The 17,889-nt window shown below is 68.2% G+C and carries 14 protein-coding genes; 12 read left to right on the top strand and 2 right to left on the bottom strand.

What is annotated here, in order from left to right; translation table 11 throughout:
* Nucleotides 1-438: 438 nt before the first annotated feature.
* Together WME79_RS18710 and WME79_RS18705 are read right to left on the bottom strand one after the other, a co-directional pair.
* Nucleotides 439-1,296 carry a PhzF family phenazine biosynthesis protein gene (locus WME79_RS18710; protein ID WP_437537604.1) on the bottom strand — a complete coding sequence of 286 codons (858 nt, stop codon included), beginning with the start codon at nt 1,294-1,296 and terminating at the stop codon, nt 439-441.
* A 4-nt stretch (nt 1,297-1,300) separates the two neighbouring features.
* On the bottom strand, nt 1,301-2,353 hold the full coding sequence (locus tag WME79_RS18705) for a LacI family DNA-binding transcriptional regulator (RefSeq protein ID WP_437537601.1): 1,053 nt from the start codon (nt 2,351-2,353) through the stop codon (nt 1,301-1,303).
* 863 nt (nt 2,354-3,216) lie between these two features.
* Between WME79_RS18705 and WME79_RS18700 the strand changes: the two genes are divergently transcribed.
* The 12 genes from WME79_RS18700 (at nt 3,217) to yjfF (ending at nt 17,813) form a co-directional block, all read left to right on the top strand.
* Nucleotides 3,217-4,911, top strand: coding sequence for a DUF1592 domain-containing protein (locus tag WME79_RS18700; RefSeq protein WP_437537598.1), 1,695 nt, complete (start codon nt 3,217-3,219; stop codon nt 4,909-4,911).
* The gene (locus WME79_RS18695; RefSeq protein WP_437537595.1) at nt 4,908-6,344 is read left to right on the top strand and encodes a DUF1552 domain-containing protein; all 1,437 of its coding nucleotides are present in this window, start codon (nt 4,908-4,910) and stop codon (nt 6,342-6,344) included. The genes WME79_RS18700 and WME79_RS18695 overlap by 4 nt, the downstream gene beginning before the upstream one ends.
* A gap of 415 nt (nt 6,345-6,759) precedes the next feature.
* Nucleotides 6,760-8,208 (top strand): M64 family metallopeptidase, encoded by a 1,449-nt coding sequence (locus WME79_RS18690; protein ID WP_437539875.1) that lies wholly within the window; start codon nt 6,760-6,762, stop codon nt 8,206-8,208.
* Nucleotides 8,205-8,771 (top strand): hypothetical protein, encoded by a 567-nt coding sequence (locus WME79_RS18685; protein ID WP_437537593.1) that lies wholly within the window; start codon nt 8,205-8,207, stop codon nt 8,769-8,771. Before WME79_RS18690 ends, WME79_RS18685 begins: the two co-directional genes overlap by 4 nt.
* 95 nt (nt 8,772-8,866) lie before the next feature.
* Nucleotides 8,867-8,998 carry a hypothetical protein gene (locus WME79_RS18680; protein ID WP_437537590.1) on the top strand — a complete coding sequence of 44 codons (132 nt, stop codon included), beginning with the start codon at nt 8,867-8,869 and terminating at the stop codon, nt 8,996-8,998.
* Nucleotides 8,999-9,164: 166 nt separating this feature from the next.
* Nucleotides 9,165-10,859 carry a ribulokinase gene (locus tag WME79_RS18675; protein ID WP_437537587.1) on the top strand — a complete coding sequence of 565 codons (1,695 nt, stop codon included), beginning with the start codon at nt 9,165-9,167 and terminating at the stop codon, nt 10,857-10,859.
* A gap of 11 nt (nt 10,860-10,870) precedes the next feature.
* Nucleotides 10,871-12,376 (top strand): L-arabinose isomerase, encoded by a 1,506-nt coding sequence (araA, locus tag WME79_RS18670; RefSeq protein ID WP_437537584.1) that lies wholly within the window; start codon nt 10,871-10,873, stop codon nt 12,374-12,376.
* A 10-nt stretch (nt 12,377-12,386) separates the two neighbouring features.
* A complete protein-coding gene (locus WME79_RS18665; protein WP_437537581.1) occupies nt 12,387-13,085 on the top strand; it encodes an L-ribulose-5-phosphate 4-epimerase in 699 nt (232 codons plus the stop codon).
* A gap of 83 nt (nt 13,086-13,168) precedes the next feature.
* On the top strand, nt 13,169-14,140 hold the full coding sequence (locus WME79_RS18660) for an ABC transporter substrate-binding protein (RefSeq protein WP_437537578.1): 972 nt from the start codon (nt 13,169-13,171) through the stop codon (nt 14,138-14,140).
* A gap of 48 nt (nt 14,141-14,188) precedes the next feature.
* Nucleotides 14,189-15,712 carry a sugar ABC transporter ATP-binding protein gene (locus WME79_RS18655; protein WP_437537575.1) on the top strand — a complete coding sequence of 508 codons (1,524 nt, stop codon included), beginning with the start codon at nt 14,189-14,191 and terminating at the stop codon, nt 15,710-15,712.
* Complete coding sequence (locus tag WME79_RS18650) at nt 15,709-16,767, top strand: ABC transporter permease (RefSeq protein ID WP_437537572.1); 1,059 nt, start codon at nt 15,709-15,711, stop codon at nt 16,765-16,767. The genes WME79_RS18655 and WME79_RS18650 overlap by 4 nt, the downstream gene beginning before the upstream one ends.
* Nucleotides 16,764-17,813 (top strand): galactofuranose ABC transporter, permease protein YjfF, encoded by a 1,050-nt coding sequence (gene yjfF / locus WME79_RS18645; RefSeq protein ID WP_437537569.1) that lies wholly within the window; start codon nt 16,764-16,766, stop codon nt 17,811-17,813. Before WME79_RS18650 ends, yjfF begins: the two co-directional genes overlap by 4 nt.
* Nucleotides 17,814-17,889 lie beyond the last annotated feature (76 nt).

Below are 17,889 nucleotides of genomic sequence, written 5' to 3'. Positions count from 1 at the left end.
CTTCCGCAAGTTGGACGATTGTAGTTGTTGAAGCTGGGAGCGGGAAAGCCGATGGGCAGCAGCACGAACGGCAGCGCCCACGCTCAGCGATACGCACGCCGTGCAACTCGCGACGGATGATTCCCGCCACACCTGGAAGTGATCACGACACGCGCGCGAAGCGTACTACATTTAACGTTCCCGGATGAGAGGAAACATGCATCGACAGCGCGCATTGCAACCATGAAGCAACTTTGCAATTCAAGCGGTAGCCCAGCTCGTACCCTGTTGTGCCCGCTTCGCCAGGACGAGCGACCTGCCCGAGATTCGTGTCGCCTCGGAACAGAGAAAGCGGCCCAGGGACGAAGGGGCGAATCAGAGGTCTCGGGGGCGGGGTCGCCCCACGGGGGTTGAGCCGAGCCCGACGGCCGGGGCTATCGGGAGGCGTTCAATCACACGTCAAAATTCGAGCTCGAATGCACCACGCGCGACGATGACCGCGTTTCCCCCGACCTCTACCCGTTCCAGCCTGTCGGCGCTGCCGATCACGCGCGCATGGAGCGTGGAGGGCCGCGCGAGCTCGACCCCTTGCTCGATCACGACCTCGGCGCCAAACGGCGTACGGCCGTGGCGAGCCAGGTGCAGCGCGAGCGGCCCGGCGGCAGCGCCCGTCGCGGGGTCCTCCGGGATGCCTTCGCCCGGCGCGAACACGCGACATTTCCAGCGCTCTCCATGGCGCGCAAAGGCCGTCACCGCGATGCTGCCGAGCGCGGCCAGGCGCTGCATGTCCGGGCGCAATGCGGCGACCACGTCCGGCCCGCCAAGCTCGACCAGCACGTAGTGCGGACCGTTGTCGTAGAGCTCGATCGGCGAGGCGGGCTCCTTGGCCCCCAGGGCGGCCAGCACCTCTCGCGCCGGCTCGAAGCGCGCGATCAGCGGCAGCGGCTGGGTCATCCATCCAAAGCCGAGGCCTCGATCGTCCCGCGAGAGGCGCACGTCGGACACGCCACGCTGCGTCTCGAGCCGGATCAGGCTCGCGCTGCCGGTCCAGGGCTCGGCCAGCACGAACGCGGTCCCCAGCGTCGGATGCCCGGCGAACGGAAGCTCCATGGTCGGCGTGAAGATCCGAATCCGAGCGTGTGTCTCTGGCGACGTCGGCGGGAGCACGAACGCGCTCTCCGAGAGGTTCATCTCGCGCGCCAGCGTCTGCATCGTCGCGGCGTCCAGCCGGGCGGCGTCTGTGAACACCGCGAGCGGGTTGCCAGCGAAAGGCCGGTCCGTGAACACATCGACGATGCGGTAGGGCAGCGCGCGCATGGTCTCACCGGCGCCGGGGGACGGCCGTGCTCTTGCGCACGACGAGCTCGGTCTCGACCACGACCCGCGACCACGAGCGCTGGCCGCTCTCGACCTGCCCGAGCAGGACGTGGAGGCACCGGCGCCCGAGCTCGGAGAAGTCCTGGCGAACGGTGGTGAGCGGCGGCGTGAAGTAGGCCGCTTCCGGGATGTCGTCGAAGCCGACGATGCTGATGTCCCGCGGCGTCTCGCGCCCGTTCTCGTGGAGAAAGCGGAGGAGGCCGAGCGCCATCTGGTCGTTGGCGACGAACACGGCGGTGACGCCCGGCGTGCGCACCAGCTGCGGGGCGAGCTCGTAGCCGGAGCGCGCGCTCCAGTCGCCCCGCAGGAGCGGCGGGACCTCGGCGCCGGCCGCCTGGAGCGCCGAGCGCCAGCCGTCGATGCGCTGGTCGGCCTCGAGCCAGTCGGTCGGGCCGGCGATGTGCCACACGGTCCTGTGGCCCAGATCGAGCAGGTGGCGGGTCGCGGACACGGCGCCCCCGTGCTGGTCGACCGCGACCACCGGCACCGAGTCGTCGGGACCGCCCTCGACCGCGACCACCGGCACGTCGGAGGTGACGTGCCGGAGCGCGTCCACCGCCGACCGCTGCGGGGCGATCACGACGATGCCGTCGGCCCCCTGGTTGCGCAGCCGCTGCACGGCCTCCAGCACCGGCGCGCGGCTGAACGACTTCAAGCTGGCGATGCTCACGCCATAGCCCGCGTCGTGTGCCGCCTCCTCGAGCCCGAGGAGCGTCGACGCCGGACCGTAGAGCGTCGTGTCGAAGCTGACCACACCGAGCGTCCGCGACCGACCGGTGACGAGCGCCTGCGCCACCGAGCTCGGCCGGTAGTCGAGCTGGCGGATCGCATCCAGCACCCGCTCCCTCGTGTCGCGGCGCACGTGGGGGCTGTCGTGCAGGACCCTCGAGACCGTCTGATACGAGACGCCAGCGAGCTTGGCCACGTCGACCATGACCGCGGCCCGCCGCCCGCCGCCCTTCTTGACGCGGCGCTCCGGAAGAGATTTGTCAGCCATCGGTGCGCGAGGATAGTCGCGGGCCGGTCGATTGGAACGGAGTTCTTCAACGTGAACGTTCACATGATGTTCGGGGTTCTTCATTTCACTCGGCTTTCGCGTCACTGGGCGGGTGCGCGCCGGGGATCGTCGCCATCGGGATCGAGCGCGGCACCGACGCTGTTCGTCCGTCGTCGTGGATGCCATTCCCGGTGGGCTCGAGATCGATCCCACAGACTCCACGCCGGCTCTCGCGTCTGGCGTCTACCGCCTGGTCCCTAGCATATGCGAACGGCATGCCGGCCGCTGCCGGCGAGCATAGCCCCCGTCGACCAGGTCCGCAGCCCCGCCTCTCCTCCCCGTGAGGGCGACGCTTCGAGGAGCGCCGCCAGCACTCGTGCTCAACCGGTTCATAAATCGTTGGGGGCCGGTCGATTCCAATTGACGTTGATGATGTGAACGATCACAGTTCGGGACACATCCTTAGGCATTGCGCCGGCTGGGTCATCGTCGTACGCACGTGGGCGTTCGTCATCGGTGACAGCGCGAGGAGAAGCGGCGGGGCTGACCTGCTGCGCGGTGCGCTCGCGTCGCGCGCCACCGCCCATTCGGGTCGGCCGCGCGGCAGCGGCGGTACGTGAAGGTGTTACGCGGCGCGGCGCCGGCTCATCTACCGCAGCCCCAGACGTCAGGAAGGCACCTTTTCACACAGCAGGCGGACTCACAGGAGGGATCGTGTGAAACTATCTTCGTTTTTGGCGGCCGCCTTGGGGCGCGCGCCCCACAAAGCGCCGAGGTGGCTCGATGGCCGAGGTCGCGCAGCTGGAGCCATGAAATCTTCCATTCACAACAGCGGTCCAAACGCCGCATGCGATCGATGGGAAGTGGAAACATTCACTCACAGCGTGGCGGCCTCCCGGCTGCTGCGAGCGGCCGCGTGCGCTTCGCTCCTCGTTGCAGGGTGCGTGGGTGATATCGGCAGCAACCCGAGCTCTTCCTCCTCGGACTCCTCGGGCGCCGGCGCGAACCCGACGGGCGGCGGCACGAGCTCCTCGGGCGGCGGAGACGCCTTGTGCAACCCGCGGCTCGAACGGCGGGTCGTGCTGCTCGCCGACCTGCAGTTCATGAACGCCATCCGGGATCTCCTGGGGGACGAGGCCATCGAGGCGGAGCAGGCGCCGGACGCGCGGATGAAGCCGTTTGCCAAGAAGGGCCTTGTCGTGGGGACCTCCCTTGTGCATACGCGGCTCTCGCGGGCTGCCTACGCGGCCGAGAGCATCTCGGAGCGCTTCGAGCAGGTGACGGGGTGCGCCCCCGACGGAGACGACGCCTGCGCCAAGACGTTCCTGACAAAGTTCGCGCAGCGGGCGTTCCGCCGGCCCGTGGACCAGACGGAGCTTGACAACCTGTGGTCGGTCTATGCGCTCGGGAAAGAGGAGAGCTACGAGCGCGGCGTCTCGCTCGCGGTCGAGGCGCTCATCGCGTCCCCCTCGTTCTCCTACCGCACCGAGCTCGGCGGCGACGCGGACGGTGACGTGGTGAAGCTCGCCGCCCACGAGGTCGCGAGCGAGCTCTCGTTCTTCTTGACGGACAGCCTGCCGGACGAGGAGCTCGCCGCCGCCGCCGACTCCGGGGCCCTGAACGATCCGGAGGAGCTGACGCGCCAGGCCGAGCGGCTGCTCGAGAAGCCCGAGACGCGCAGCAGCCTGAACACCACGCTGATCGCGGCGTGGGGGCTCAGCAACCTGTTCGGCACGGTGAAGGATCCAGGGCTCTTCCCGGAGTACACCCCCGCGCTCCAGGCGAGCATGTTCCACGAGACCGAGCTGCTCCTGGACGACCTCCTGTGGAAGAGCGGAGCCGACGTTTCGGCCCTGCTCACCACGAGGGAGACGTTCGTGAACGGCGTGCTCGCGGAGGTCTACGGCGTGGAGCACACGGGCTCGAGCCCGGAGGAGTTCACGAAGGTCGAGCTGCCGGCCGAGGAGCGCGCCGGCATCCTCACGCAGCCCGGCCTGCTCGCGGCGCTGTCCCGGACCGACAACACGAGCGTCGTGGCGCGAGGGCTCTTCGTGCGCGGCGCGCTGCTCTGCCTCGGGAAGATCCCGTCGCCCCCGGAGTCGCTCTCGGACGCGATCAAGGAGCTGCTCGAGGCCGACATGACCGAGCGCGAGCGCGCCGACGCGCGCGCTGCGAACTCCACCTGCGCCGGGTGCCACGCCCAGTTCGACGCGTTCGGCCTGCTGCTCGAGAACTACGATCCCGTCGGCCGGTACCGCGACACGCTCGACGGGGAGCCGATCGACGCGCGCGTCGACCTCGCCAACATCGCCGACGTCGGGGGGAGCTACGCGAGCGCCGTCGAGTTCGCCGAGGCCGTCGCGCAGAACGATGGGTTCGCCGCCTGCATCACACGGCACCTGCTGACCTATGGCACGGACGATGAGACGCTCGGGGCCCGCGACTGCCAGGTCGGGCGCGTGATCGAGACGCTGCCGGAGGGCCAGCGGACGCTGGCCAACGTCGTGAAAGCCATCGTGACGTCGCCCGCGCTGACCGAGCGCGCCAAGGAGGAATGACCGTGGGCTACAACCTTTCTTATGGATGGTCTCGCCGCCGCTTCCTGCAAGGCATCGGCGCCGCCGCGGGTCTCGTCACGGTGCTCAAGGGCCTCGAGTCGGCGGCCGAGGGCGCGGCGCCGCCGAGGCGCCTGCTGATCGTGCAGCGCCCCGTGGGCACCGTGTACGAGAACTACTGGCCGCAAGGGAACGGGACCAACTTCACGCTCTCCCGCATCCTGACCCCGTTCGAGGCCATGAAGGATCGGATGATCGTGATGCGCGATCTGAAGCTGCCGCACGAGGGGTCCGTCGGCGGCGGCCACGAGCGCGGGACGGTGCTGATGTGCACGGGGACGCGGACCAAGCAGCTGTACCCGGGCAACGGCGGCGACGATCCGATGGCCGAGGCGCCGAGCATCGACCAGCTGCTCGTGAAGCAGTCGGCCGAGCTCCAGGGCACGCCCATCGCCTCGCTCCAGGTCTCCTGCGACAACCGCGCCGACACGCCCGAGGTGTCGACCCGCCACATGTCCTATTCGGGCGCGCGCGCGCCGATGAAGCCCTACTACCAGCCGCTCGAGGTGTACAGGCGGGTGTTCGGCACGCTCATGCCGGGCGGCCCGACGGACGATAACCTGGACGCTCTGGCGCGGGCGCGCCTCCAGAAGAAGAGCGTGCTCGACTTCGCGCTGAAGGACCTGAAGCGCCTTCAGGACCTCGCGCCGAGCTCGCAGCGAGAGGCGCTGGAGGGGCACGCCGCCGCCATCCGCGAGGTGGAGAAGGAGTTCGACGCCGACCCGAGGGATCCCGCGTCTTGCGGGGTGCCGGAGGAGCCCGAGACGATCCAGGTGAGCGGTCACATCGATCCCTACGACAGCTCGCACGTCGTGAACGAGCGCGATGACGTCAAGCACGCGCGCATCGGCGCCCTGCATTTCGCCGTGATCAAGGCCGCTTTCCGCTGCGACCTGACGCGCGTGGTCACGTTCCAGTGGTCCCCTGGCACGAACCACGTGAGCTTCGGCGAGCTGTGGCCGCCCAACTCCGCCATCTTCAAGGTGCACCACACCACGAGCCACGATCCCGATACGGCCGACACGCTCGAGTTCCTCACGCGGGTGGAAGAGTTCTATGCCGGCTACGTCGCCGGCTTCCTGAAGGAGCTCGCGGAGACCCAGGACGTGAGCGGCGGGACGCTGCTCGACACCACGCTGGTCCCGTACATCACGGAGGTCGGCACGCGGCACCACAACTGGGACAAGATGGCGTGGGTGCTGTTCGGCGGCGAGGGCACCACGCTGCGCGGCGGGCAGGTGTGGAACAACGGCAACCGCGGCGGGCGCTCCACCAACGACCTGTGGATGGCGATCGCGGGCTCCTTCGGGGTTCCGGATCTCGTGATGGGGGATAGCGACCTGCACACCACCGCGATCGAGGGCCTGTTCGGTTGACCGTGAGCCGGACGTAGGCGTCAACCAAGTCTCGCGCCACGTCCTCCCACCTCCCCAACGTGGACGTTTACGTGAACGTGGACGTGGACGTGGACGTTTACGTGGACGTTTACGTGGACGTGGACGTTTACGTGAACGTGGTCGTGGTCGTGGTCGTGGTCGTGGTCGTCAACGATAGGCCGTGAACGACCACGACCACGACCACGTAAACGTCCACGTCCACGTTTACGTTTACGTTTACGTTTACGTTTGCGTTTGCGTAAACGTTCACATGGGTGACCGATGGTGGGTGAAGGGGGCGGGTTTGGTGCCCTGAACGTGACCGAACGAGCTTGGTTAACACCTATGGATCCTCGGGGATGGGATACGGTAGTGCCTGGCGTGGATGCCGTCTGCGAAAGGTCGTGAGGTGAACATGATGAAGTCGAGCTGTACCCTGCACGTCTTGAGCCTCGTGGCGCTCTGCGCCTGCGGCGAGGCAGCGGACAACCCCGCGGCGACGTCCGACGGCGGCGGCACATCGGAGGGCAGCACCTCCGCGTCCGGCGGCTCTGGCAACAGCGGAGCAACAGGCAGCGGAGCAACAGGCAGCGGAACTCCGGGCTCCAGCGGCGCAGGCGGCGCAGGCGGCGCGGCGCAGAGCGGGTCCGCCGGCACGGGCGCCGGGGGGACCTTCGTGCCCGGCGGCACAGGAGGAGGCGACTCCGCTTACGTGCTCGATTGCGGCGAGAACGGCGTGGCCATCGAGAGCGCGGGTCCACCTGAAAACCGCATCAATTACGTCATCGTGGGCGACGGCTACGACGCCACGACCGTGAACACCACGTACCTCGAGCACATCGAGGAGGCGATGGGCAAGCGCTTCAGCAGCCCGATCGGCGAGCCGTACGGCAGGTACCGCAAGTTCGTCAACATCTGCGCCATCAAGCTGGTCAGCCCCTCGAACGGCATCCCTGGAGCGCTCGATTGCACGGGCGATGACGAGAGCCGCCTCGCAGAGTGCGATACCCGCAAGGCGGATCAGGCGCTCAAGGCGAACCTCCCCGAGGACTTCGAGGTCGACTGGCACGCCATCGTGTTGAACAACGATCGCTGGTGGAACACGGGCTCGGCCTGGATGCTCTGGTCCGGCGGGCATGGGGACGCCGCCGGAGCGGCCCTGCACGAAGGTGGCCACGGCTTCCATCAGCTCGCCGACGAGTATTGCGCCAAGGCGACGGGCGCTGCCTGCGGCGGGAACATGTGCAGCGGCAGCGGCACGGAGTACGTCGAGGTGAACACCACGGGCAACTGCTCGACGACGGCGGGCAAATGGGACAAGTGGCTGGAGTACGACGCCGCCGACGCCACGGGGGTGCAGGGCACGTTCGTCGGCAGCCGCTACGTCGATAGCGGGCAGTACCGCCCGTCCTCGAACTCGATGATGAACAGCCTGTTCGGAAACAACAAGAACACGAGCTTCAACCCGGTCTCGCGCGAGAAGATGATCATGGACATCTGGATGCGCATCAAGCCGGTCGACTCGGCCGATCCGCCCGCAGGGGCCGTCACGGATCCGGCGACGCTCGCGGTCAACGTGATCGATCCCGACGTCATCAGCGTGGATTGGACGCTCGACGGCGAGGTGATCGCGACGGACGGCGGCCCCGTGTACAACGTCGCCGCGGCGGGCCTCGCTTCGGGCACCCACACCATCGTCGCCAAGGCCTACGACAACGCCGGCGAAGAGCTGGTGCGCTACCGCAGCGGCGAGTGCCTCGATCCTCCTCCCTCGACCAACCCCCGCTACATCGATCCCTGCTGGGGTCGCGACAACTGGCCCCGCTCGCAAGAGACGGTGACGTGGACGGTCACGATTCCATGAGATCGATGCGCAGGCGCTGGTCCATCGCCGCGCTGCTGCTCCTCGGCGCGGCGCTGTACCTCGTGCATCGCTGGCGAGAGCCCGACGCGCGCCAGCTGCCTTCCTCTCGGCAAGAGACGTCGCGAGAGGAGCCGCCGCGCGAGGCAGCGCCGCGCCGTGGGTCGAACGACCCCCCCGCGTCGGCCGGCAACACCGTGCTCGCCGCGGCGATCGACGACCTGCCCGTCATGGGGCCGAGCCCCGACGACCGACACGAGGGCCCCGCACACCCCCACCCCATCACGCAGCGCCACGTCGAGATCCAGCATGAGAACGGTATGATCGCGCTGCTGAACGACGCGATGAGCGCGCGGAACGGCGCGCGCATGCGGGAGCTCGTGCGCGAATATCGCCGCACGCATCCCGGCGACCCGAACCATCTCCAGGACGGCTACGAGATCATCGCGGACTGCCTCGACGCGCCAGGCGAGGCGTCGAGGGCGGCCGCGGAGGGCTACTACGCCGAGCATCGCGCCTCGACCGTGAGGCGCTTCGTGCGCAGGATCTGCCTCGAAGGCGGCTGAGCCGCGTCCCCACAGGCGTCAGCCAAGCTCGTTCGGTCACGCTCAGGGCCCGAAGCCCCCTTCCACCACCATCGGTCACCAACGTGAGCGTTCACGTGAACGTTTACGTGAACGTTTACGTGAACGTTTACGTGGACGTTTACGTGGTCGTGGTCGTGGTCGTTCACGGCCTACCGTTGACGACCACGACCACGACCACGTCCACGTCCACGTCCACGTCCACGTAAACGTAAACGTTCGGATGTAGGAGAACGCGGTGTGAAGCTTGGTTAACGCGGCTCGGGACGGGAGAAGCGTCGCGAGTCTGCAAATTGTGATTGACAGCTGCAATGTGAACGTTCACATTGAACGCGGGTCACATCCTTACTTGCTTCGCCCGGCCAACGGATCGTCATGCGCAGGGGAACCTTCGTTATTGGGATCGATTTCGGAACCGACTCCGTTCGCGCGGTCGTCGCGGACGCGCGGAACGGCGAGCTCGCGGGGGCCTCGGTCGCGCCCTACCCGCGCTGGGCGCAGGGCCTCTATTGCGACGCGCGCGCGCACCGGTTCCGCCAGCATCCGCTCGACTACCTGCATGCCATGGAGGCGTCCATCCGCGCGGCCCTGGGCCAGGCGGGCAGCGATATCGCCGCGAACGTGCGCGGGATCGCGGTCGATACGACCGGATCCACGCCGGTCCTGGCCGACGCGAAGGGCAGACCTCTCGCGCTCTGCCCACGCTTCGAGGAGGACCCGGACGCGATGTTCATCCTCTGGAAGGACCACACCGCGGTGGCCGAGGCGGCGCGGATCAACAGCGTGGCGCGGACCTGGGGCGGCGTGGACTACACGAAGTACGAGGGCGGGGTGTACTCGTCCGAGTGGTTCTGGGCCAAGGTGCTCCACGTCATCGAGACCAATCCGGCGGTCGCGCGCGCGGCGGTCACCGTCCTGGAGCACTGCGACTGGATCCCCGCCGTCCTGACCGGCACCGACGACCTCCGGCAGATCCGGCGGAGCCGCTGCGCCGCCGGGCACAAGGCGATGTGGCACCCGGAGTTCGACGGTTATCCCTCGAACGAGTTCCTGGCGACGCTGAACCCGCGCCTGCCCGCGCTCAAGGCCACCCTCGGCTCGCAGACCTGGACCGCGGACGTGCCCTTCGGGACGATCTCGCCCGGGTGGGCCGCGACGCTCGGGGTCCCGGACGACGCCGTCGTCGCCGTCGGCGCCTTCGACGCGCACGTGGGCGCGGTCGGCGGCAATATCCAGCCGAACCGCCTGCTCAAGGTCATGGGCACGAGCACGTGCGATATGCTCGTCGTCCCGAAGACCGGCGCGCCAGAGGTCCTCGTCGCCGGGATCTGCGGCCAGGTCGATGGCTCGATCCTCCCGGGCGCGGTCGGCTACGAGGCGGGGCAGTCCGCCTTCGGTGACGTCTTTGCCTGGTTCAAGCAGCTCCTTAGCTGGCCGCTCCTCGCCATCCTCCCTGCCCTGCCCGGCGCCGGCCACTCGCTCCGGACGACGCTGGCCGACGTGACGCTCGCCGACGCGGCGATCGAGCGGATCATCCCCGAGCTGGAGAGAGCGGCCGCGGAGATCCCGCCGGCGCGGAGCTCCGTGCTGGCGCTCGACTGGCTGAACGGGCGCAGGACCCCGGACGCGGACCAGCGGCTCAAGGGCGCCATCGTCGGCCTCGATCTGGGCACGGACGCGCCGCGGATCTACCGCGCGCTCGTGGAGGGGATCGCCTTCGGATCGCGCGCCATCGTCGAGCGGTTCCGATCCGAGGGGCTCCGCATCGACGGCATCATCGGTGTCGGCGGCGTCGCGCGCAAGAGCCCACTCACCATGCAGGTCCTCTCGGACGTGCTTGACATGACGGTCGAGGTCCGCGCCGGCGAGCAGCCGGTCGCGCTGGGCGCGGCGATGTTCGCCGCGACCGCCGCCGGCCTTCACGCCACCGTCGAGGACGCGCAGCGCGCGATGTCGCCTGGGACCGAGGCCCGGTATCTGCCGGATGCCACGCGCGCCAGGCTCTATGACGCGCTGTATCGAGATTACGTCGCGCTGGGATCGTTTGTTGAGAGGGAGTTGACGCAATGAGCGGTATCGCCATGCAGGATCTTCGAGAAGGCTTCGAGGTGTGGTTCTTGACCGGCAGTCAGGACCTCTACGGTGAGGACGCGCTGAGGCAGGTCGCCGAACACGCGCGGGAGATCGCCGGGTACCTCGACGCCTCGGGCAAGCTCCCGGTCAGGGTCGTCTGGAAGCCCACGCTCAAGAGCGCCGAGGCGATCCTCGCCGTCTGTCGCGAGGCCAACGCGTCGCCGCGCTGCGCCGGCGTGATCACGTGGATGCACACGTTCTCGCCCGCGAAGATGTGGATCGCGGGGCTCAAGCGCCTGGAGAAGCCGATCGCGCACCTGCACACGCAGTATGGCCGCGAGCTCCCCTGGGACAGCATCGATATGGACTTCATGAACCTGAACCAGTCCGCCCACGGGGACCGCGAGTTCGGGTACATCGGCGCTCGCCTGCGCATCGACCGGAGGGTCGTCGTCGGCCACTGGACGGACGGCGACGTCCTCGCCAAGCTCGACATCTGGGCGCGCGCCGCCTGCGCCATCCTCGACGCGCGGCGGCTCAAGATCGCGCGCTTCGGCGGCATGAACATGAGAGAGGTGGCCGTCACCGGAGGCGACCGCGTCGAGGCGCAGGTCAAGTTCGGTTGGTCGGTGAACGGCTATGGCGTGGGCGATCTCGTGGGGCGCATCGCCGACGTCGACGAGCGCGAGGTCGATCGCCTGGTGGTGGAGTACGACGAGGCCTATACCGTCGCCCCCGCCCTGAGGAGGGGCGGAGATCGCCACGGCGAGCTGCGGTACGCGGCGAGGCAGGAGGCGGCGATGCGGTCCTTCCTGAGGGAGGGCGGCTTCGGCGGCTTCACCACGACCTTCGAGGATCTGCACGGGCTCAAGCAGCTCCCCGGCCTCGCGGTGCAGCGGCTCATGGACGACGGCTACGGCTTCGGGGCGGAGGGCGACTGGAAGTCCTGCGGCCTGGTCCGCGCCCTGAAGGTCATGGCGACGGGCCTGCGCGGGGGCGTCTCCTTCATGGAGGACTACACGTATCACCTGGTCCCGGGGCAAGAGCGCGTCCTCGGCGCCCACATGCTGGAGATCTGCCCGTCGATCGCGGCCGGGAGGCCGTCGCTGGAGATCCACCCGCTCTCCATCGGAGGCAAGGCGGACCCGTGCCGGCTCGTCTTCGACGCCGGGGCCGGGCCCGCTGTGAACGTTGCCATGATCGACATGGGCGGCCGCATGCGGATCGTCGCCAACGAGCTCGAGTCGGTGCCGCCCGACAAGGCGATGCCGAAGCTGCCTGTGGCGCGCGCGGTGTGGATCCCGAAGCCCGATTTCAGGCTCGCCTGCGAGGCGTGGATCCTGGCTGGGGGCGCCCATCACTGCGCCCACAGCCGCGCCGTGAACATGGCGCACGTGGAGGATTTCGCCTCCATCGCCGGCGTGGAGCTGGTCCGCATCGGCGAAGGGACCGACATCCGCTCGCTCAAGAACGAGCTCCGCTGGAACGATCTCGCCTACCGGCTCGCGCACTGAGGGCCATGACGTGAGCGCGACCTATCGAGAGCTGCGCGAGCGCGCCTTCACGGCGAACATGGAGATCCCGCGCCGGGGGCTCGCTATCTACACGTTCGGCAACGTCTCGGCGTTCGATCGCGACAGGGGCGTCCTGGCCATCAAGCCGAGCGGCGTCCCGTACGATCGGCTGTCGGCCGACGACATGGTCGTGGTCGATCTGGACGGGAAGGTGGTGGAAGGACACCTCCGCCCCTCCTCGGATACCAGGACACATATCGTTCTCTACGCGAGCTTCCGCGGGGTGGGTGGCGTCGTACACACGCACTCGACCTACGCGACGAGCTGGGCGCAGACGGGCACGCCGATCCCGATCTACGGTACGACGCACGCGGATCACCTGGCCGAGGACGTGCCCTGCACCGAGGTGATGCGGCCGGACGCCGTGGAGGGCGACTACGAGACGGAGACCGGGAAGCAGATCGTCGAGTGCTTCAGGGATCGTAGCCCGCTTCACACACCGATGGTGCTGGTGGCGGGACACGGCCCCTTCGCGTGGGGAGAGGACGCCGAGAAGGCGGTGTACAATGCGGCGGTGCTCGAGGAGATCGCGAGGATGGCGTTCATCACCCGCACGATCCACCCGGGCTCCGCGCGCCTACCGGACGCGCTCGTGCGCAAGCACTTCGACCGGAAGCACGGGAAAAAGGCGTACTACGGGCAGAAGTGACGCCGTACGTCGGGGGACGACGGCGAGGATGAGCGAGGTGCCTCATGGAACGAGGCGATGGACAAGAGGAGAGGAGCTGCGCCATGAAGAGGAGAAACTTTGTCACCACGGGGATGGTGGCGCTGGCAGGGCTGGCGCTGATCCTGGTCGGGCAGGGCTGTCAAAAGGAAAACAAGCAGATCACGCTCGGGTTCTCCCAGATCGGCGCGGAGAGCGAGTGGCGGACCGCGAACACGAAGTCGATCGAGGAGTCCGCCAAGGCGGCCGGGATCGATCTCAAGCTCTCCGACGCGCAGCAGAAGCAGGAGAACCAGATCAAGGCCATCCGGTCGTTCATCGCCCAGAAGGTCGACGTCATCGCCTTCTCGCCCGTGGTTGAGACCGGCTGGGAGCCCGTCCTGCGCGAGGCCAAGGCGGCGAAGATCCCCGTCATCCTGACCGATCGCTCCGTGGATACGAAGGACGACAGCCTCTGGGTCAGCTTCATGGGGTCGGACTTCGTCGAGGAGGGCCGCCGCGCGGCGAAGTGGCTGGTCGAGAAGACGAAGGACCAGAAGGACCCGATCAACATCGTCGAGCTGCAGGGCACCGTCGGCTCGGCCCCCGCGATCGATCGCAAGAAGGGGTTCGAGGAGATCCTCAAGGACAAGCCCCAGTTCAAGATCCTCCGCTCGCAGACGGGCGACTTCACGCGCGCCAAGGGCAAGGAGGTCATGGAGGCGTTCCTCAAGGCGGAGGGCAAGAACATCCACGTCCTCTATGCCCACAACGACGACATGGCGATCGGCGCGATCCAGGCCATCGAGGAGGCGGGGCTCCGCCCCGGCAAGGACATCCTCATCATCTCGATCGACGCGGTGAAGGGCGCGTTCGAGGCGATGATGGCCGGCAAGCTCAACGTGACGGTCGAGTGCAGCCCCCTCCTCGGGCCGCAGCTGATGAGCGCTGTGAACGACCTGATGGCGGGCAAGCAGCTGCCGAAGCGCATCGTCACCGAGGAAGGCGTCTTCCCGATGGAGACCGCCGCCCAGGAGTTCCCGAAGCGCAAGTACTGAGCGCGCGCAGCGGTGGCGCGGCGGAGACCGCCGGGGAGGACGTGAGCGATGCAGAGCGGAGCCGTGCCCGTGCTCGAAATGAAGCGGATCTCCAAGCGATTTCCTGGCGTGCAGGCGCTCTCGTCGGTCGATTTTCGCCTGCTGCCCGGGGAAGTGCACACGCTCATGGGGCAGAACGGCGCGGGCAAATCGACGCTGGTCAAGGTCCTGACCGGCGTCCACCCCCCGGATGACGGGCAGATCCTGCTCGAGGGCCGGGAGATCAGGCCCTCGAGCCCGCAGGGCGCGCAGGCGCTCGGCATCAGCGCCGTGTTCCAGGAGGTGAACCTCTGCACCAACCTCTCCGTGGCCGAGAACATCTTCCTCGGGCGCGAGGACGCCGGTGTCTTCGCGATCCGGTGGGGGGAGATGCGCCGGAAGGCGAGCGCCCTGCTCGCGGACCTCCATATCCACGTCGACGTCGCCGCGCCGCTCTCGACCTTCTCCATCGCCGTGCAGCAGATCGTCGCGATCGCCCGCGCGCTCTGCGCCCGGGCGAAGATCCTCGTCCTCGACGAGCCGACCTCGAGCCTGGCCGAGGACGAGGTGAAGACGCTCTTCTCGGTCATCCGGCGGCTCAAGGCGCAAGGGATGGCGATCCTTTTCATCTCGCACTTCCTCGACCAGGTATTCGAGATCTCCGACCGGATCACGGTGCTGAGGAACGGTCAGCTGGTCGGCGAAGCTCCCGCCGCCGAGCTGTCGCGCATGGAGCTCGTCACGCGGATGGTCGGGCGCGAGGTCGCGGAGGACGGCCCGGTCCGGGCCGAGCGCGCGCGGGCGCCGAGATCGGCGGGCGGGCAAGCGCCCCTGTTGCGGGCGCGAGGGCTCGGCAAGAAGGGCTCGGTCAGCGAGGTCGATCTCGACGTGCAGCGCGGTGAAGCGCTCGGCCTCGCCGGCCTCCTGGGCGCCGGAAAGACGGAGACGGCGCGGCTCCTGTTCGGGATCGACGGGGCGGACCAGGGATCCATCGAGATCGACGGGGAACCGGCGCGCATCGGCTCGCCGCTCGACGCGATCGCGCGCGGCCTCGGCTTCTGCCCCGAGGACCGGAAGGTCGAGGGGATCCTCGGCGACCTGTCGCTGCGCGAGAACATCGTCGTCGCCCTCCAGGCCAAGCGCGGCATCTTCCGCACCCTGTCCCGGGACCGGCAGGACGCCATCGCCCGCCGCTACATCCAGCGGCTCGGCATCGTGGCCGCCGACGCGGAGGTGCCCATCTCCAAGCTGAGCGGCGGCAACCAGCAGAAGGCGCTCCTGGCCCGCTGGCTGGCGACCGATCCGCGCATGCTCATCCTCGACGAGCCGACCCGCGGCATCGACGTGGCGGCCAAGGGCGAGATCATGGGCCAGGTCATGGATCTCTGCGATCAGGGCATGGCGGTGGTGATCGTCTCCTCGGAGATGGCCGAGGCGCTGCGCTACTCGGATCAGGTCGTCGTCCTGCGCGACCGGCGCAAGGTGGCGGAGCTCGCCGCGGACGAGACCGACGAGCAGGCGGTGTACCAGATCATCGCAGGAGGTCAGCCGTGAGCGCGGCCGCCGCCTCCCTGCGCCGGCTCGCCAGCGGGAGCACGTTCTGGCCGCTGGCGATGCTCGGCTTCCTTCTGCTGTTCAATCTCGTCAGCAATCCGCAGTTCTTCGCCATCACGGTCAAGGACGGGCACCTCTACGGCAGCGTCATCGACATCCTGAACCGCGCATCGCCGCTCATGATCATCACCATGGGGCTCACCCTGGTGATCGCCACCCGCGGCATCGACATCTCGGTCGGCGCGGTCGTGGCCATCTCGGGCGCGGTCGCGGCGGTGCTGATCGGCGGCGAGCTCTCGTCGAGCGGCGGGACGGGCATGGCGGACGCGACGCGTGTTCCGCTGCCGATCGTCGTCTGGAGCGCGCTGGGCGTGGCGCTGGCGCTCGGCATGTGGAACGGAGCGCTGGTTTCGTTCTTTGGCATGCAGCCGATCATCGCGACCCTGATCCTGCTCGTCACGGGGCGAGGCATCGCCCAGCTCATCACGGGCGGCCAGATCATCACCATCTACTACAGCCCGTATCACGTCATCGGGAACGGCTTCCTCCTGGGGATCCCGGTCTCGCTGTTCATCGTGGCGGGCCTGAGCGCCGTCCTCTGGGCCCTGACCCGCAAGACCGCGCTCGGCATGTTCATCGAGGCGATCGGGGTGAACCCGATCGCCTCACGGCTGGCCGGGATCCGCGCGCGCTCGATCACCTTCGCCTGTTATGCCGTGTGCGGCCTGTGCGCCGGCATCGCCGGGCTCATCGTGAGCTCGAACGTCAAGAGCGCCGACGGGAACAACGCGGGCCTCCTCTTCGAGCTCGACGCCATCCTGGCCGTGGTCCTGGGCGGGACATCGCTCTCCGGGGGCAAATTCACGCTGGCGGGGAGCGTCATCGGGGCCCTGATCATCCAGACGCTCACCACCACCATCTACTCCGCCGGCGTGCCGCCCGAGGTCAACCTGGTGGTGAAGGCGCTCGTCGTCTTCCTGATCACCATCCTGCAATCGCAGAAGGTCAGGGATCTCATCGCAAAGCAACGGACGAGGAGGGTGGCCACACCATGATCGACACCGCCGCCGTGACCGGACGGAGCGGCACCATCGCCGCGACCGGACGGAGCGGCACCGCCGCCGCGACCGGGCGCTCCGTCCGGATCGACCCGAGGCACCTGCCGCTCGCGGTCACCAGCAGCCTGTTCGTGCTCATGTTCCTGGCCGGGTCGTACCTGTTCGAGGGGTTCTTCTCGCTGCAGGTGTTCCTCAACTTCTTCATCGACAATGCGTTCCTTTTGATCACCGCCATCGGGATGACCTTCGTCATCCTCTCCGGCGGGATCGACCTCTCGGTCGGCTCGGTCATCGCGCTGACGACGATGGTCTCTGCGTCGCTCGTCGAGAAGCACGGCTTGAGCCCGGCGGTGGTCATCCCGCTCGTGCTGGCCATGGGCGCGGGCATCGGCCTCGTGATGGGGGTCGTCATCCAGTACTTCAAGGTGCAGCCCTTCATCGTCACCCTGGCAGGCATGTTCCTGGCGCGCGGGCTCTGTTACCTCATCAGCATCGACTCCATCACGATCCAGAACGGTTTCTACGTCGACGTCTCGTCGCACCGCATCCCGTTCCTGTTCGACACCTCGATCACCTGGAATGTGGTCATCGCGCTCGCGCTGTTCGCCGCGGCCGTCTACATCGCGCATTACACGAGCTTCGGCCGCACGGTCTATGCGATCGGCGGCGGCGAACAATCCGCCCTGCTCATGGGCCTGCCGGTGCCGTGGACCAAGGTGCTCATCTACACCTGGAGCGGGTTCTGCTCGGCGCTGGCGGGCGTCGCCTTCACGTTCTACATGGTGTCCGGCTACGCGCTGCACGCCGGCGGAATGGAGATGGACGCCATCGCCGCCGTCGTCATCGGCGGGACCCTGCTGACGGGCGGCCACGGTACCGTCGTCGGCACCCTGTTCGGAGTGCTCATCCACGGCACCATCCAGACCCTCATCATGTTCGAGGGCACGCTCAGCTCCTGGTGGACCAAGATCGTCATCGGGCTGCTCCTTCTGGTCGCCTGCCTGCTGCAGCGGATCTTCGAGCGGCGCACCCGTACGGCGTGACACGAGGGGGATGAAGGGCGTGCCGCCAGGGCCCGTGGGGCAGCCATAGGCACGTTCGTGCCCGTTCATGGATCGT

This window comes from Sorangium sp. So ce726 (assembly GCF_051521405.1).
Taxonomy (GTDB): domain Bacteria; phylum Myxococcota_A; class Polyangia; order Polyangiales; family Polyangiaceae; genus Sorangium.
The sequence above is the reverse complement of the archived record's forward strand: the minus strand, read 5'-3'. Positions and strand labels throughout refer to the sequence as shown.

Bases quoted from the DNA above. Each gene is read 5' to 3' on its own strand.
- WME79_RS18710 (WP_437537604.1), bottom strand. From the start codon at position 1,296: ATGCGCGCGCTGCCCTACCGCATCGTCGATGTGTTCACGGACCGGCCT.
- WME79_RS18705 (WP_437537601.1), bottom strand. From the start codon at position 2,353: ATGGCTGACAAATCTCTTCCGGAGCGCCGCGTCAAGAAGGGCGGCGGG.
- WME79_RS18695 (WP_437537595.1), top strand. From the start codon at position 4,908: ATGACCGTGGGCTACAACCTTTCTTATGGATGGTCTCGCCGCCGCTTC.
- WME79_RS18690 (WP_437539875.1), top strand. From the start codon at position 6,760: ATGATGAAGTCGAGCTGTACCCTGCACGTCTTGAGCCTCGTGGCGCTC.
- WME79_RS18685 (WP_437537593.1), top strand. From the start codon at position 8,205: ATGAGATCGATGCGCAGGCGCTGGTCCATCGCCGCGCTGCTGCTCCTC.
- WME79_RS18675 (WP_437537587.1), top strand. From the start codon at position 9,165: ATGCGCAGGGGAACCTTCGTTATTGGGATCGATTTCGGAACCGACTCC.
- araA (WP_437537584.1), top strand. From the start codon at position 10,871: ATGCAGGATCTTCGAGAAGGCTTCGAGGTGTGGTTCTTGACCGGCAGT.
- WME79_RS18660 (WP_437537578.1), top strand. From the start codon at position 13,169: ATGAAGAGGAGAAACTTTGTCACCACGGGGATGGTGGCGCTGGCAGGG.
- WME79_RS18655 (WP_437537575.1), top strand. From the start codon at position 14,189: ATGCAGAGCGGAGCCGTGCCCGTGCTCGAAATGAAGCGGATCTCCAAG.
- yjfF (WP_437537569.1), top strand. From the start codon at position 16,764: ATGATCGACACCGCCGCCGTGACCGGACGGAGCGGCACCATCGCCGCG.